Here is a 16,340-nt window from a genome sequence, read left to right on the forward strand (position 1 = left end):
AATGAACTTATTAAATTCTTCGGGCATATGAAATTCGAATTTCATGATATAAAAATGGGATCCATATTTGGATTTACAGATGATATCAAAAGATATGAAAATCGTTTTTCCATCAATTCAGGCAATATCAGTGTTTTATGGAACAGAAATTCTACTGTAACTGAAATCGAAGTAGATAATGTAATTGTTAGGTTGCGACCGAATCAATTGATTACTACCACATATCTCCAGCATATTTCATACGATAATTCAAAGCTTCCTTTAACAGCTTTTTTATTTAACAGGGAATTTTATTGTATATCAGACCATGATAGTGAAGTTTCCTGTAATGGCATATTGTTTTTTGGAACACAAGACCTGCCCATAATTACCATTCCAAAAGAACAAGAACGTAAATTCAACACTTTATATGAGGTGTTTGAAGATGAATTTTCCACACCAGATAAAATTCAGGGCGACATGTTGCAAATGCTATTGAAGCGTTTGATAATAATTTGTACCCGTTTGGCCAAAAATCAACTAATCGTAAAAGAACTGAATAATGAGCAATTGGACATAGTTCGCAAATTCAACGTATTGGTAGACACCCATTATAAGACCAAACGAAAGGTTAGTGATTATGCTGACTTGCTTTTCAAAAGCCCTAAGACACTTTCGAATCTTTTTGCATTATATAATCAAAAGTCACCACAACAAATAATTCAAGAGCGACTAATGCTAGAGGCCAAAAGGTTATTGCATTTTACGGAAAAGCAGAATCAGGAAATAGCTTATGAATTAGGGTTTAATGACCCAGCACATTTTAGCCGTTTTTTTAAAAAAATGACCAGTAGTTCACCTTCCCAGTACCGAGAAATGACCCCAATATCTGCCTAAAGGGAAATTTCTACAAGCCTTCGGGCAATCTTTCATAACACCAACTTGATATTAGGCCACATCTTTGCCTTGTAATTTAAAAACAGAGGAAGATGAACCTGAAACATATTTCCATATTCAATCTGATTGAGATATTCAGTGGGACTAAAAAAAAAGAACTGAACAATGTTGTACCAAAAACACATTGTGATCAAAGACAGCATCATGATTATTACTGCGATGTTGAAAAGCCCTACACCCAATAAAACTAAGTAAGATTTGAAAATGAATTAATAACATAAAAAGCAAATATTATGAGCACATTTAATGTACCTAAAAGAGAAGAAGTAAGCACAAAGAACAAGTCCATTTTTGATAATCTTGAAAAAGCGGTGGGTTTTGTACCAAATCTTTACGCTACCTATGCACATTCTGAGAACGCCTTGGAAAACTATCTGAATTTGAGCAATGCCAAGACATCGCTTTCAGCTAAGGAAAAGGAAGTGGTAAATCTAGCGGTGAGTGAAGTGAACAATTGCATCTATTGTTTGTCAGCCCATACAGCTATTGGGAAAATGAACGGGTTTAGCGATAATCAGATACTGGAGCTAAGAGCGGGGAGAGCATCATTTGACAAAAGGCTGAACGCATTGGCAAGTTTGGCAAAAAACATTACAGAAACAAGGGGGGCTACCAACAATGTCATTGTTCAAGATTTTCTTAGTTCAGGTTGGACGAAAGAAAATCTTATTGATACAATTGTTTTGGTGGGAGATAAAACAATATCCAATTACCTGCATAAGACAACAAATGTGCCGGTAGATTTCCCAGTGGCCCAACCTTTGGATTTAATCGAAGCTTAAATAATATAAATCTTAAAATAACAAACAATGAAAAAAATAGCATTAGTATTAATATTGGTGATTGGATTGGTAACAACTTCAAATGCCCAAGATGATGTGATGAAAAAAACGCCAAATGTCATTTCTTTGGAGCAGACCAAGGGGGAGTTCACCCAAAAACAAATAACCGTTTCTGAAGGAACTTACGTTTTTGAAATTTTCAATAATGGAGTTGGTCATGATGTGGGATTTGTCCTTGTGCAAAAAGGGAAGGATATCAGTAAACCTGAAAATCACATTAAGGCAGCTTATGTAACAAAAGCCGTTGCAACTGGAAAGAAACAATCATCAAAGGCAACAGTTTTAAGCAAAGGGGAATATGTATATTTCTGTCCTTTAAATCCAACTTCTACAGATAATACGTTGGTCGTAAAATAGCATTATGCCTAACTACAGATCAAATTTCAATTGAATATAGACCGAGTCTTCTTTAGGCTCGGTTTTTCCCAAATTAGGGGCTTTGTGATAGGGTCTAATAAATAAGTAAAATCTTCATATTTTTTTAATCAATTTTTAAGAGAAAAAAACAGTGTTCTTATTGTTTAGGGTGGTAGTTTCGCAGCTTCTTAACCAATATATTGTGATTGTAGATTTTATTATAGCAATGTTGTGGAGTTTGTCTCCTTTTGGAGAGGCTAAAGTGGGTATTCCTTATGGAATGTATAATGGCCTTAATATCTACTGGGTATTCGCAGTTTGTTTTTTGTCCAATCTACTTGTTTTTCCCTTGATGATATTCTTTTTGGAAAAGATAAATCGCCACTTCATAAAATGGAGTTTATACAAAAAAATTGCAATTTATGTAGCTCGAAGAGCGAAATTGGGTTCAGGGAATAAAATCCAAAAATTCGGATTTTTAGGGCTGGTATTCTTTGTCATGATTCCTTTGCCAGGTACAGGGGTATATGCAGGTAGTATTGCAACGTATTTGTTCAGGATAGAAAAGCAAAAAGCTTTTATTGCCAATGCTATTGGTATATTCTTCTCTTCTGTTATTATCTGGACAACGACTTTATTGTCCATGAAAAGTTTTGTGTAAGCGGTGTTTCCGTTTTTTTGATCTAAAACTCAAACTTCAGCTGTACTGAAACAGATTCTTCCTTAGGCTCGGTTTTCTTTTTTTCAGTATTGAGGTTTGCCAAAGAAATGCCTAATAACCGTACTGAATTTTCCATTTTCTCTTGGTACAAAAGTTCTTTTGCGACCTCAAGAATCAATGATTTGTTAGAGACGAAATACGGCAAGGTTTTGCTACGGGTCTGCAGGGTAAAATCGCTATATTTTATTTTTAGGGTAACGGTTTTTCCAGCGATTTTGGTTTTAGACAATCGTCTTTCCAATTCATTGGCAATATGCTCCAACCGCTCCAACATAAATATCTCACTACTTAGATTTTCACTAAAAGTTCGCTCAGCGCCTACAGATTTGGGAACTCGATGTGGTTTAACAGCACCATTATGAATTCCCCTTACAACCTTGTGGTAATGTGAACCACTTTTCCCAAAATTTTCTATTAAGAATTCCTCTGATTTTGTTTTAAGCTCTTTCCCGGTAAAAATTCCAAGTTTGTACATTTTTTCAGCCGTAACTTTGCCAACGCCAAAAAAACTCCGTATTTCCAGGTCTTCCAAAAATTGAAGAACTTCCTCAGGATTTACGGTTTTTTGACCATTGGGTTTGTTAAAGTCGCTGGCAACTTTTGCTACAAATTTGTTAACCGAAATACCGGCTGAAGCCTTTAACCCCACTTCGTCCTGAATTCGTTTTCGAATTTCTTGGGCTATCAAAGTGGCAGACGGATTTCCTTTTTTATTGACCGTTACATCCAAATAGGCTTCATCTAATGAAAGAGGTTCGACAAGATCGGTATAGTCGAAAAAGATATTTCGTATCTGTTTGGAGATTTCTTTATACCGATTATAACGAGGTTTAACAAAGGTCAAATGTGGGCAATTTCTTTTGGCCATGACACCGCTCATAGCACTGCGGACACCAAACTTTCTGGCTTCGTAATTGGCTGCAGAAACGACACCTCTAACTTCATTTCCACCAACAGCAAGAGGTTTTCCTTTAAGTTCAGGATTATCCATTTCTTCTACGGAAGCATAAAAGGCATCCATATCTACATGGATTATTTTTCGCAAAGGAAACTCTTCGGGCATAAACAAATTTAAACCTTATCTTAGTTTTATGGAGACTAAATTGAAAACAGCTATAATATTGGGTGCTACAGGATTGACTGGTAGTTTGCTTTTACAACGGTTGTTGAAAGACAAGCGCTATGGTAAAATAAAGTTGTTTTCAAGGTCAAGTACAGGGAAAGAAAATGCAAAACTCGAGGAATTTATAGGAGATGTAATTGAGCTTGAAAACTTTAAAAATGATTTTGAAGCCGATGAGGTTTTTTGTTGTATAGGAACCACCAAGGCAAAAACTCCTGACAAGGATATTTATAAAAAGATTGATTTTGGCATACCTGTACAAGCAGCAGAGCTTTGTAAGAAAAATGGAATTGATACTTTGATTATCATTTCTGCTTTGGGAGCAAATTCAAAGAGCAAGTTGTTCTATAATAGGACCAAAGGGGAAATGGAAGATGCAGTTTTAAAAATGCAAATACCAAAAACACATATTTTACAACCCTCATTGATAAGTGGCAAAAGAGAGGAAAAGAGAATAGGTGAGTTAGTTTTCAAACAATTGATGAAAGTGGCAAATCTGGTAATGGCTGGGCCTTTGAAAAAATTCAAATCAATCCATCCTCAGGACATTGCCAAAACCATGCTTTGGGTGGCAAATAACACCTACAATAGAATCAGGATTCCTTCAGATTTAATTCAAAAAATCAGTAAATAAGCGCCAATAAAACTAACTTGCGAGATATTTTTATATTATATGTATAGACATATGAACATATATATGTAATTTTGTGATGATCATCGTAGAGTTGGTATTATGCAACGAAAGACTTCACAAGATTTAATTCCCCTAAACAAGAAGAAGACTAATGAATCATGTTATGACATTTACCCTTCCCATTCTTTAAAGAGCAGGACTATTAAAAGTGGATATGCTTCCTTGGCGAAAGAAACCTGTATCTATAAGACAGTTGTTCTTGACGGATATATTGGAGTAGACTGGAATGAAGTGCAAAGTGCTCTGGAGATTTCATTAGAAGAAATTGGGGTAACATCTACCTTTCTTGATATCAAAGATTTTTTGAAACCAAAAGATGGGATATCAACCTTGGTAGAACCTTTTTTAGGAGGTGAGGACCCTATTTTCGGTTTTAAAGCGAATATAGAACTCTCTGATTACTTTGATTCGGAGAAGTTGAAAAGCATCACTTTAGATGACAATGTTGACATCCAAATCATATATGGCACTGGGGCAAGTGTAGCAGGTATTGAGGGTCATTTGGTTTATTTTGATATTCCAAAAAATGAATTGCAGTTTCGTATGAGGGCGAATGAGGTTACCAACTTTGGTTTTAAATCTCCCAAAGCCCATAAACAAATGTATAAGCATTTTTACTTTGTTGATTGGCCCGTATTGAACAATGTGAAGAAGAAATTACTGCCAAAAATTTCCATAATCGTAGATCAACAGAGACCAGGAAATCCGGTTTGGATGAAAGGTGAAGATTTAAGAAATGGCCTTCATAGTATGTCGCAAAGCGCATTCAGGGTAAGACCCTGGTTTGAGCCAGGTGTTTGGGGAGGACAATGGATGAAAGAGCGTTTTAGGGATTTAAATCGGAACGTACCCAATTATGCTTGGTCGTTTGAAATGATAGTGCCTGAAAATGGATTATTATTCGAAAGTGATGGGGCTTTGCTCGAGGTGTCTTTTGATATGTTGATGTTTCAGGAAAACGAAAATGTATTGGGTAAAGCAGCAGAACGATTTGAAGATGAGTTTCCTATCCGCTTTGATTTTTTGGATACTTTCGATGGCGGTAACCTGTCAGTACAGTGTCATCCAAAACCAGATTTTATCAAAGACCGATTTGGCGAAAATTTTACCCAAGATGAAACCTATTATATTCTTGATGCTGGTGATAATGCTGAAGTGTATTTAGGATTTCAGGAAAATATCAATCCAAACGAATTCAAAAAAGCCCTGGAACAGAGTTTCAAGACAAAGGAAGAGCTACAGGTAGAGAATTATGTGCAAAAGCTTCCTGCTAAAAAACATGATTTATTTCTTATTCCGCATGGAACAATCCATTGTTCTGGCATAAATAATCTAGTACTTGAGATTAGTGCGACCCCGTATATTTTCACATTTAAAATGTACGATTGGCAAAGATTGGATTTAGACGGTAATCCTAGGCCATTGAATATTGATCGAGCTTTTGAAAATCTCAATTTTGAAAGAAAAGGACAAGTGGTTCAAGAAACTCTCATTTCAAAACCAAGAATTGTAGAATCAGGAATAGATTGGCAAAAGATTCATTTGCCAACACATCCTGATCACTTTTACGAGATTTATCGATATGAATTTGAAGAAGAAGTAAAGATCAACACGAATAATCAATGTCATGTCTTGATGTTGGTGGAGGGTGAATCATTGCAAGTGAAAATCAAGGGTTTCGAAAATCAGACCTTTCATTTTGCCGAGACCTTTGCCATTCCTGCAGCTGCCAAAAATTATTCCTTGGTCAATAAAGGGAAAGCAAAGGCAAAGGTTGTAATCTCATTTGTTAAAGATACAGCTTGTTAAAAATCAAATATGGGAACAAAAAGCAACTTCGTATTAATTGCCATTTTATTGTCCATTTATGGTCAGGCCCAACAACAGGTTTTATGGCAAATAGGTAAAGCAGATAATAGTAGTCACGAATTTGCACTAGCACCTAGCTACTACGCAAAATTTCTTAAAAACGATTTTGGTTGGGAAGACGGATCTTTTGTGATAGGCCATTCAAATATCAAAAAAGATTTTCCATATGTATTACCTGGAGCTATGGATTATTGGGGGGGTACTTCAGGGTTGTCTGGTATTCGACCTCATCAATTGAATTTGTTGTTTGCAATTAAAGACAAACCAAATCACGGGGATTGGAAATTGGTAATTGATATTCTGGAATGTAGTCCTGAAAAACCACCATTATTCAAGGTCACCGTTAACGGGAAATCGTGGAAATTCCAACTGAAGAAAGGATTGAATGCTGAGGCTCTAAACGGTTCTATTGATAATACTGTAGAGCAAAAGTTTGAAATCACACTGGACTCTCAAATCATAAAAAAAGGGGGGAATGAAATACAATTGACTTCTTTGGATGGTAGTTGGCTTCTCTTTGATCAAATACGATTAGAAGGGCCACAGAAAGCAAAATTACTTGAATCAAAAAATATTCTATTAAGAGAAGTTGCCCCTGCGAACTATGAGATAGCTAACGGAAGTTCAAGGATGCAACCTATGTTAGTTGATCTTCAACATATAAGCGGTACCCCAGAATTGACAATACAACTTGATAACGAGGAGATTTTTAAAAAGAAAGTAGAACATGGGCGAAAAATATTTGAAGTGCCCATGCCTATAGTGGAAACACCTTTTAAAAGCGGGTATAAAGTACTTGTTGATGATGAAACCATAGAAGAGGGTTTCATTCAAAGGGCCCCACAAGATAAAAACCAAAATATAGATTATGTAGACACAAAAATTGGTTCTGGCCATTCTAGATGGATGATTGCCCCTGGACCTTGGATGCCTTTTGGAATGGTAAAAATAAGTCCCGACAATCAAAACGAAGGTTGGCAAGCTGGCTATCAGCCAACGTTCGAGAGCGTAGGTACCTTTAGCCATATTCATGAGTGGACAATGGCTGGTCTTGGTGTATTTCCAACGAATGGACCACTAATAACTGAAATTGGTAAACAAGGCAATCCTGATACGGGTTATCGTTCGCGTATAGATAAATCAACAGAGGAAACACCCTTGGGGTATTATGCTGTGACATTGAGCGATTATAATGTTAGGGCGGAGCTAACTGCCACCACTCGATGTAGTTTTCAGCGATACACCTATCCAAAAGAAATTCCCGATTCAAGAATTCTTGTCGATTTGAAAATACCGGCCGAATATGGGTACGATATAGAAGAAGTGTATTTCAAGAAGGTGAGTGACACCAAAATAGAAGGATTTAGCACACAGATTTCGGCGTCAATTTGGGGTGAGCAGTATTATAGAAAACAAATGGTCGATGATGGTGATAAAAAAAAGGAGTGGGATGAAATCGCCCAAGAATATACAGTTCATTTTGTAATGGAATTTGATAAACCAATTCAGAGGTTTGGCATTGTAAGAAACAACAAAAAGGAAGAATCCGTTTTTCTTGAAGTTGGTGAGGAATGGACTATTGGAAATCCTGAAGCAGTCGTGGCCTTTTTAGAATTTGATACCAAAAAGAACCAAGTTGTTCAGACAAGAACAGGTTTGTCTTATGTAAGTATTGAAAACGCCGCCTTGAATTTAGAGAAGGAAGTGGAAGAACCATTCGGGTGGAGTTTCGAGGCTGTACGTAGCCATCAGGAAAGTACTTGGGAAAATCTGTTGAAAAGAGTGCAAATATCTACTCCTGATAGATTGGAGAAAACAAGATTTTATTCGAATATGTACCGAGCATTGGTAAGTCGTAACATATTCAGTGATGTCGATGGTAGTTGGATGGATGCCACGGAGCAAATACAGAAATTTAAGAACCCTGATGATGTGGCTTTGGGGTGTGATGCTTTTTGGAACACCTTTTGGAATCTGAACCAATTTTGGAACCTCATCACGCCTGACTGGTCATCGAAATGGGTTAAATCACAATTGGCGATGTACGATGCCACAGGCTGGCTGGCTAAAGGCCCTGCGGGTATGGAGTACATTCCTGTCATGGTTGCGGAACATGAAATCCCCCTTATTGTAGGGGCATATCAAATGGGTATACGGGATTTTGATGAAGAAAAGGCCTTTAAGGCGGTTTACAAAATGCAAACAACAACTGGCCAGCAAGTAGGTAATGGTTTTGCAGGCAATAGAGATTTGGATACTTATCTTAAACACAGATTTGTTCCTTATAATAAAGGTCGTTTTTCAAACTCCCTAGAGTATTCCTTTGATGATTTCACGGTATCGCAATTTGCCTTGGCATTAAATAAAAAGGAGGAGTACCGTGAATTTATTAATCGTGGGTATTGGTGGCAGAATGTTATTGACCCAAATATTGGTTTTGCAAGACTTAAACATTCTGATGGCTCCTGGTACAAAGATTTTGATCCCATAAAGACAGGTGGAAACCATCAATATGTAGAGGGCAATGCATGGCAGCTTACTTTTTTCGTGCCGCAGGATGTACCCAGTTTGGCCGATATTATTGGGGAGGAAGAATTTACCAATAGATTGGATAGTGGTTTTAACGTTAGCAGTACTTGGCGTTATAATGCACCCAATGAGCTTTATTGGGATTTCCCGGTGATTCAAGGAAACCAACAATCCATGCATTTTGCATATTTATTCAATTGGGTCAAAAAACCATGGCTGACCCAAAAATGGAGCCGGGATATCATGGATCGTTATTATGGTTTTGGAATTTCCAATGCCTATTTGGGCGATGAGGATCAGGGGCAAATGAGTGCTTGGTTCGTAATGTCTTCACTCGGGCTTTTTCAAACTGATGGAGGCACAAGGGTCAATCCTATTTATGAAATTGGAAGTCCTTTGTTCGAAGAAGTAACAATTGATCTTGGCCAACTATATGGGCGAGGTAAGTCTTTTACAATTTTGGCAGAGAATACCTCTTTCCACAATAAGTATGTGCAAAAAGCAATGCTAAATGGGGTTGAATTGAACAATTTTTGGGTTCCATCCAGTGAACTTTTAAAAGGGGGAAAACTCGTATTGACTATGGGCCCTGAGCCTAATTTTAAATGGGGAACCGCGGTATTGCCTATAAGTCCGAAAAATATAGAAGAATGAAACAGATTATCGCCTTTCTAATTATATTATTATGTTTTGCGAGTTGCAAAGACAATAAAGAACTACAGCAGCAAAAACCATTACACGATTTAGTTCAATACGTAGATCCGCAGATTGGCTCAGTACACGGCCGATGGTTCTTTTACACTCCTGCAGCTCGTCCATTCGGAATGGCCAAATTGGCACCTCACACCAACGCCTATAACAGCCAAGGTGGGTGGGGACCTACGGGATACGACGATAGGCATACTTCAATAGAGGGTTTTGGTCATTTTCACGAGTTTCAGATTGGTGGTTTGGTTTTTATGCCAACTGTTGGGGAATTAAAAACGGTACCCGGCACTTTGGAGGATCCAGATATAGGTTACAGATCTCGATTTTATAAAAAAGATGAAACGGCCGAACCAGGATACTATAAGGTAAGATTAAAGAATTATAACATAAAAGCAGAGATTACAGCAACTGAGCGTGTGGGGTACCACCGGTATACTTTCCCTAAAACCAAAGAAGCGAATGTAATCATTGATATTGGACACAAGCAGGGAGAAAGTAGTGATGTGGTTTCAGCACATGCAAAATTGGTGAATGATACCGAAATAGAAGGATATATCGAAACCAATCCCGAATACGCAAAGTTTTGTGACCCTGGTAAAACGGTAAAAATGTATTTCGTTGCCAGACTTGGCAAAGAAGCTCTTCAAATGGGGAGCTTCGTAAATGAAATAAGGCATGAAGGTGCGGTAGAGACCATTGGAACTGATAATGGCCTTTACTTGACATTCAATATGGAAAAAGATAGTGTGCTTGAAATCCAGACTGGATTAAGCTATACTTCCATCGCCAATGCACGTTTAAATTTAAAGACTGAAACCAATGGAAAGACCTTTGAATCGGTAAAACAGGAGTCTAAGGATGATTGGAACAAGAAACTGAATAAAATCGTTGTGGAAGGAGGTAAAAAGGAAGACAGGGTAAAGTTCTATACTGGCTTGTATCATGCTCTATTGGGACGCGGACTATCAAATGATGCGAACGGGGATTATCCTTTATCTGAAGATAAAATTGGGCATACCGCATTAAATGAAAAGGGTAAACCTAAATACAATCATTACAATACGGACGGTATTTGGGGAGGTTTTTGGAATTTGAGCCAAGTATGGGCATTGGCCTATCCTGACTATTTTAGTGACTATATACAATCAAATATCGATTTCTACAAAGATACGGGCTGGCTGCATGATGGCACAGCAAATGGAGTTTTTACAAATGGTGTTCAAACTAATTTTCAAGGATTATTATTGGCTTCGGCGTACAATGTTGGGATTCGGGATTTTGATGTGAAAACAGGTTATGAAGCTGCGTTAAAGAATGAATTGGAATACAACGGACGCAACTTGGGGAATGGTAAATATGACCTGAGCTATTTTGTCAAAGACAAGTATGTGCCTTATAAGGATACCATAATCTCAAACGGATGGGTTTTCAATTTTGGAGCTTCCCATACTTTGGAATATAGCTTTAGTTCCTATGCCGTGGCTCAGATGGCAAAGGATAAAAAGGATGAGGTCAACTACGAGAAGTTGATGAAGCAGGCAGATTATTATAAGAACCTATTTGACCCAGTTACTAAATTCATTAGGCCCAAATTGAAGAATGGCTCCTTTATCAAGGATTTTGATCCAATGAAAGGCTGGGATGGTTTTCAAGAAGGAAATGCCTATCAATTCACATGGTATGTTCCCCAAGATCCTAAAGGACTAATTGATTTAGTAGGAAAACCACTTTTTAATGAGCGTTTGGAAACCATGTTCAACGACGCACAGAAAAGTATGTTTGGCGGTGGGTCGGAAGAAATACATAGTTTTTCTGGAGTCGAAAAATTATACAATCATGGGAATCAACCCTGTCTGCATAACCCTTGGCTGTTCAATTATTCAGGAAAACCCTGGTTGACTCAAAAATGGGTTCGTACCATTTGTAATGAGTTTTACGGTACGGAACCATTGCATGGGTATGGTGTAGGACAAGATGAAGATCAGGGACAACTGGGGGCTTGGTATGTAATGGCTTCCTTGGGATTGTTTGATGTTCAGGGCCATACCTCTGCGAACCCTTCCTTTCAATTTGGAAGTCCGTTATTTGAAAGGATCACCATCCAATTGGATAATGACTATTACGAAGGAAAAGAACTTGTACTTGAAACCAAAAATCAAAGTCAGGAGAATTTATACATCCAGTCGCTTTCATTTAATGGAAAACCAGTGAACAATAATTGGATGTATCGCAAAGAACTTATAAATGGAGGAAAACTTATTTTTGAATTAGGCCCTGAACCTAACAAGCAATGGGGTATAGAAGTGCTGCCTCCCTCAATGTCAAATGAAAAATAACAGAAGATGAACAAACTATTGATTTTCGTTTTTGGACTCCTATTAATGGGATGTGCCGAGCAAAAAAAGGAAGAGAATGAATTAGCCAATAAAATTTTGGCTAATGAACAATTTAAAGATGTAAAAAGTAGGGCAATAGCGGTGGTGAAAACTGGATTCAATGCAGGTGATGGCTATCGTGAGGTCTGGATAAGGGACTATAATACTTTTATAGAGCTTTCGGCTGAAGTCTATCCTGCTGAGGAATTAAAAGAAAATCTTCTTGTGTTTTTCCGTATGCAGGGTGATGATGGGAATATTCTTGACGGATTTACACCTGCAGAAAAAATATCGAAAGAGGAGACCGACTTTAGTTATTTTGAATTGGAACCGCGTTATGCCGGACACAAAAACACGGTAGAAACAGATCAGGAAACCTCATTGATTCAAACGGTATACAAATATGTACAATCAACCGGAGATGAATCTATTCTTGATGTTCAAGTTGGGGATAAAACTGTGGCCCAACGTATGGAAAGGGCAATGCAGTTTCTAATGAATGAACGATTTTCTACTGAATATGGTTTAATATGGGGTGCAACCACTGCCGATTGGGGCGATGTACAACCAGAACATGGTTGGGGTGTTGATATTGATGAGAACACGCACAGGGCAATAGACATTTATGACAATGCCATGTTCATAATAGCTCTCGATAATATGATTGAGCTATTGCCAGATGTAAGAGAAAAATGGCTTCCTATTCGTCATAAATTGGCTAAAAATTCTAGAAAACACCTTTGGGATGGAAACGACAAAAAATTCATTCCTCATATATACTTGGATGGCAGTCCGTTCCCTGAAGATTTCAATGAAAGTGAAATCTATTATTTCGGGGGCACAGCAATCGCTATTGAAGCCGGGTTATTATCTGAAGATGAGATCAATGTTTCTATAAAAGAAATGATATCAAGGGTAAAACAAGCAGGGGCCGCTTCCATAGGGTTAACCTTGTACCCACCATATCCAGATGGGTACTTTGTAAACCAAATTATGAATCCAGAATACAGCTATCAAAATGGAGGTGATTGGACGTGGTTTGGCGCTAGGATGATTAGCCAATTGGTAAAAAATGGCTTTATCAAGGATGCCTACGAGCAGTTATTACCTATGACGGAAAGAGTAGTAACTAATGACGGGTTTTATGAATGGTACACCAAAGAGAACGAACCTAAAGGATCGGGTACTTTCAGGGGTTCTGCCGGGGTACTGTATACAGCCATTCTTCAATTGGAGGAGTGGGCCAAATCTCAAAACAAATAGTTGATTTTATGAATTTCAAATTAAATCATAACAGCCCAATTCCTCTACATGCACAAATTGAAGCATATTTAAGGGATTTAGTAAAACAGGATGAATATTGCGAAGGGAAAAGGTTTTTACCCAAAGAAGTGACCCTTGCTAAAAGATTGGGGGTTTCTAGGAATACGGTGCGACAGGCGGTCAATACCTTGGTAAATGAGCATTTGATTGAACGTAAAAAAGGGGTTGGCACCAAAGTGGTCAATAAAAAAATAGCCACTAAACTTGACAATTGGATCAGTTTCACAAAAGAAATGCGCAAACAAGGGATTGAAGTGGTCAATTACCTCGTAACTGTTTCATTGGTCAAAGCCCCAGAAGAAGTATATGAAGCCTTATCTGTTTCTAAGGAGAAGAAATTATGGAAGCTGGAAAAAATTCGGGGATCAAAAGATGCCAAATATTTGTATTCCGTATCCTTTTTTCATCCAAGAGTAGGTATTACTGGGAATGAGGATTTTGTATTGCCATTGTATGAGGTGTTGGAAGTCGAGCATGATATTCTGGTAGCTACTTCCAAAGAAAAGATAAGTGCCATAAAAGCAGATAAAACCCTTAGTTCAATTCTCGAACTCACAACCAATATGCCAATATTGAAACGAGAGCGATTAGTATGTGATCCAGGAGATAGACCAATAGAATATAACATTGTTTATTATCATACAGACTATTTTACATACGATATTGAAATTAAAAGAGAATTCTAAATCAAAATAATTATGAAAAAAGATATAGCCATTGGAGTTGATGTTGGCGGAAGTCATATTGTTAGTGCTGCCGTGAACCTGAAAACCAATGAAATAATTCTGGCGACCACTCATTCTGTCAAAGTAAACAACAAGGAATCCAAGGATGTTGTATTAGAAAACTGGAGCAGAGCTATTAACGAGACCATTGAAAGTGCTGGGATTGTAAATACAACTAATATTGGGTTTGCTATTCCAGGACCTTTTAATTACAAAAGCGGAGTGGCGATGTTCGAAGGTGATAATGACAAATATGAGAGCTTGTATAAAGTTTCGATACCCGAAGAATTACCTAAATATATCAATAGTGATGAAGTTGATTTAAGATTTTTAAACGATGCTACTTCCTTTGGTGTTGGCGTATCAAAACAAGGAAAAGCGAAATTGTATAGCAAAGTGATTGTTGTAACGTTGGGCACGGGGTTTGGTTCTGCTTTTATCGAAAATGGCATCCCGCAAGTACATAGTGATGAAGTACCCGAGGGAGGATGTTTGTGGGATAAACCATTTAAATCTGGTATTAGTGATGACTATTTTTCTACGCGATGGTGCATAAACAGGTACGAGGAGCTTACAGGGGAAAAGTTACTAGGTGTTAAAGAGGTGGCAATGGTGAATAATCCTCATTCAAAAGCAGTTTTTGACGAATTTGGTTTGAACATGGCAACGTTCATGATGCCTTTTATTGAAAGGTTCAAAGCGGATATTATTGTAATGGGAGGTAATATTTCAAAGGCAAGCGAGCTATTTCTACCGACTTTTGAAAAGAAAATGTTGGATTATGGGTCACGGGTTGAAATTGAAATATCGAACTTAATGGAAGATGCCGCTATATTGGGTAGTGCTAAGCTATTTGACCCTGTTTTTTGGCAATCGGTGAAAGACGAATTACCTGAACTTTAAATCAATAAAGATGACTTCAAAAAAAATCGAGGTTAGCAAACTGTTTCCGGTCTTCCTAACATTTATTGTCATGGGCTTTGTTGATATTGTTGGGGTTTCAACAGGATACGTGCAGAAAGATTTTGGTCTTTCAGATTCTATGGCACAGTTTATTCCTTCAATGGTTTTTATATGGTTTTTTGTTTTTTCAATCCCTGTAGGAATCCTTCAAGATAAACTTGGTAAAAAGAAAATGATGAACATTGGGATCATCATTACAATTTTAGGAATGTTGATTCCTTTCCTGCATTATTCTTTTGAGGTGATATTAATCGCTTTTGTGTTTATGGGTATAGGTAATACCATTGTACAGGTGGCGGCAAGCCCTTTACTGCAAGAAGTATCATCTAAAAACAAACTCTCTAGTTTTTTAAGCCTTTCCCAGTTTATAAAGGCCATAACTTCTTTAACGGGACCAATTATTGCTACCTATTTGGCCATAACCTATGATAATTGGATATTGGTATTTCTCATATATGCCATAATATCATTAGTAAATCTACTTTGGCTTTCCTTGACTAAGATTGATGAAAATATAAAATCTGAAGCGCCAGCAACATTCGGTTCATGTATGGCATTACTGACCAATAAATTTGTACTGACCATGGTAATTGCAATTTTTCTTATTGTCGGTGCAGATGTGGGTATGAACACTAATATTCAGGCTTTTTTGATGAAAATTCACGGACTTACTTTGGAAAATGCCTCCTATGGGATAAGTGTTTATTTTACTGCATTAATGATCAGTAGGTTTACTGGGGCCATTTTGTTACAGTATTTAAAACCGATGTTTTTTTTGGTGACCACCACGGTTTTATCCATTATCGGTACTACGGCGATTATGTTTTCTGCTACCGAGGTAATGGCCTATATATCAATATTTATTGTGGGACTAGGTGCTGGCAATCTTTTCCCTTTGGTGTTTTCTATGGCTATTAATAAAATGCCCACAAGATCAAATGAGATATCGGGTCTATTGATAATGGCAATTGTGGGAGGAGCTATAATTCCGCCTATTATGGGTTTTGTAAGCTCGTACTCGGGAATATTGGGAAGTCTTACTGTTCTTGGTTTATGCTTTGTCTATTTGCTTATTATTCCATTTTCCATGAAGAAAGAAAATACATAACATGATTAAATAGCCTTCTTAGCACAATAATGCCCTATTAATTCTAAGGGTGTTTGGTTTGATTTGT

14 protein-coding genes are annotated in these 16,340 nt (G+C 37.4%); 13 read left to right on the forward strand and 1 reads right to left on the reverse strand.

Annotation, left to right across the window (positions count from 1 at the left end):
• The first annotated feature begins 27 nt into the window (after window positions 1-27).
• The 5 genes from FB2170_RS07755 to FB2170_RS07770 all read left to right on the forward strand — a co-directional run bounded on the left by FB2170_RS07755 (window position 28) and on the right by FB2170_RS07770 (window position 2,796).
• Window positions 28-876: a helix-turn-helix domain-containing protein gene (locus tag FB2170_RS07755; RefSeq protein ID WP_013305981.1), complete on the forward strand. Its 849-nt coding sequence runs from the start codon at window positions 28-30 to the stop codon at window positions 874-876.
• A 92-nt stretch (window positions 877-968) separates the two neighbouring features.
• Window positions 969-1,121 (forward strand): hypothetical protein, encoded by a 153-nt coding sequence (locus tag FB2170_RS17360; protein ID WP_158306087.1) that lies wholly within the window; start codon window positions 969-971, stop codon window positions 1,119-1,121.
• Window positions 1,122-1,169: 48 nt separating this feature from the next.
• Window positions 1,170-1,718, forward strand: a complete 549-nt coding sequence (locus FB2170_RS07760; RefSeq protein ID WP_013305982.1) for a carboxymuconolactone decarboxylase family protein — start codon at window positions 1,170-1,172, stop codon at window positions 1,716-1,718.
• A gap of 27 nt (window positions 1,719-1,745) precedes the next feature.
• Window positions 1,746-2,135: a cupredoxin domain-containing protein gene (locus FB2170_RS07765; protein ID WP_013305983.1), complete on the forward strand. Its 390-nt coding sequence runs from the start codon at window positions 1,746-1,748 to the stop codon at window positions 2,133-2,135.
• A 226-nt stretch (window positions 2,136-2,361) separates the two neighbouring features.
• Window positions 2,362-2,796, forward strand: a complete 435-nt coding sequence (locus tag FB2170_RS07770) for a COG2426 family protein (protein ID WP_013305984.1) — start codon at window positions 2,362-2,364, stop codon at window positions 2,794-2,796.
• Between the two features lie 22 nt (window positions 2,797-2,818).
• On the opposite strand, the gene dinB is transcribed toward FB2170_RS07770, so the two are convergent.
• A complete protein-coding gene (dinB, locus tag FB2170_RS07775) occupies window positions 2,819-3,919 on the reverse strand; it encodes a DNA polymerase IV (RefSeq protein ID WP_013305985.1) in 1,101 nt (366 codons plus the stop codon).
• Between the two features lie 28 nt (window positions 3,920-3,947).
• Between dinB and FB2170_RS07780 the strand changes: the two genes are divergently transcribed.
• The 8 genes from FB2170_RS07780 to FB2170_RS07815 all read left to right on the forward strand — a co-directional run bounded on the left by FB2170_RS07780 (window position 3,948) and on the right by FB2170_RS07815 (window position 16,273).
• The gene (locus FB2170_RS07780; RefSeq protein ID WP_013305986.1) at window positions 3,948-4,613 is read left to right on the forward strand and encodes an NAD(P)H-binding protein; all 666 of its coding nucleotides are present in this window, start codon (window positions 3,948-3,950) and stop codon (window positions 4,611-4,613) included.
• A gap of 99 nt (window positions 4,614-4,712) precedes the next feature.
• A complete protein-coding gene (locus FB2170_RS07785) occupies window positions 4,713-6,482 on the forward strand; it encodes a class I mannose-6-phosphate isomerase (protein WP_013305987.1) in 1,770 nt (589 codons plus the stop codon).
• A 9-nt stretch (window positions 6,483-6,491) separates the two neighbouring features.
• Window positions 6,492-9,725 (forward strand): GH92 family glycosyl hydrolase, encoded by a 3,234-nt coding sequence (locus FB2170_RS07790; protein WP_013305988.1) that lies wholly within the window; start codon window positions 6,492-6,494, stop codon window positions 9,723-9,725.
• A complete protein-coding gene (locus tag FB2170_RS07795) occupies window positions 9,722-12,115 on the forward strand; it encodes a GH92 family glycosyl hydrolase (protein ID WP_013305989.1) in 2,394 nt (797 codons plus the stop codon). The genes FB2170_RS07790 and FB2170_RS07795 overlap by 4 nt, the downstream gene beginning before the upstream one ends.
• A 6-nt stretch (window positions 12,116-12,121) precedes the next feature.
• Window positions 12,122-13,417 carry a GH36-type glycosyl hydrolase domain-containing protein gene (locus tag FB2170_RS07800; RefSeq protein ID WP_013305990.1) on the forward strand — a complete coding sequence of 432 codons (1,296 nt, stop codon included), beginning with the start codon at window positions 12,122-12,124 and terminating at the stop codon, window positions 13,415-13,417.
• Between the two features lie 8 nt (window positions 13,418-13,425).
• On the forward strand, window positions 13,426-14,163 hold the full coding sequence (locus FB2170_RS07805; protein WP_013305991.1) for a GntR family transcriptional regulator: 738 nt from the start codon (window positions 13,426-13,428) through the stop codon (window positions 14,161-14,163).
• Between the two features lie 12 nt (window positions 14,164-14,175).
• Entirely contained in the window at window positions 14,176-15,105 is a 930-nt protein-coding gene (locus FB2170_RS07810; protein WP_013305992.1) for an ROK family protein, read from the forward strand.
• 10 nt (window positions 15,106-15,115) lie between these two features.
• The gene (locus FB2170_RS07815) at window positions 15,116-16,273 is read left to right on the forward strand and encodes an MFS transporter (RefSeq protein ID WP_013305993.1); all 1,158 of its coding nucleotides are present in this window, start codon (window positions 15,116-15,118) and stop codon (window positions 16,271-16,273) included.
• Window positions 16,274-16,340: the final 67 nt, after the last annotated feature.

It is taken from the genome of Maribacter sp. HTCC2170 (genome assembly GCF_000153165.2).
Lineage (GTDB): Bacteria > Bacteroidota > Bacteroidia > Flavobacteriales > Flavobacteriaceae > Maribacter_A.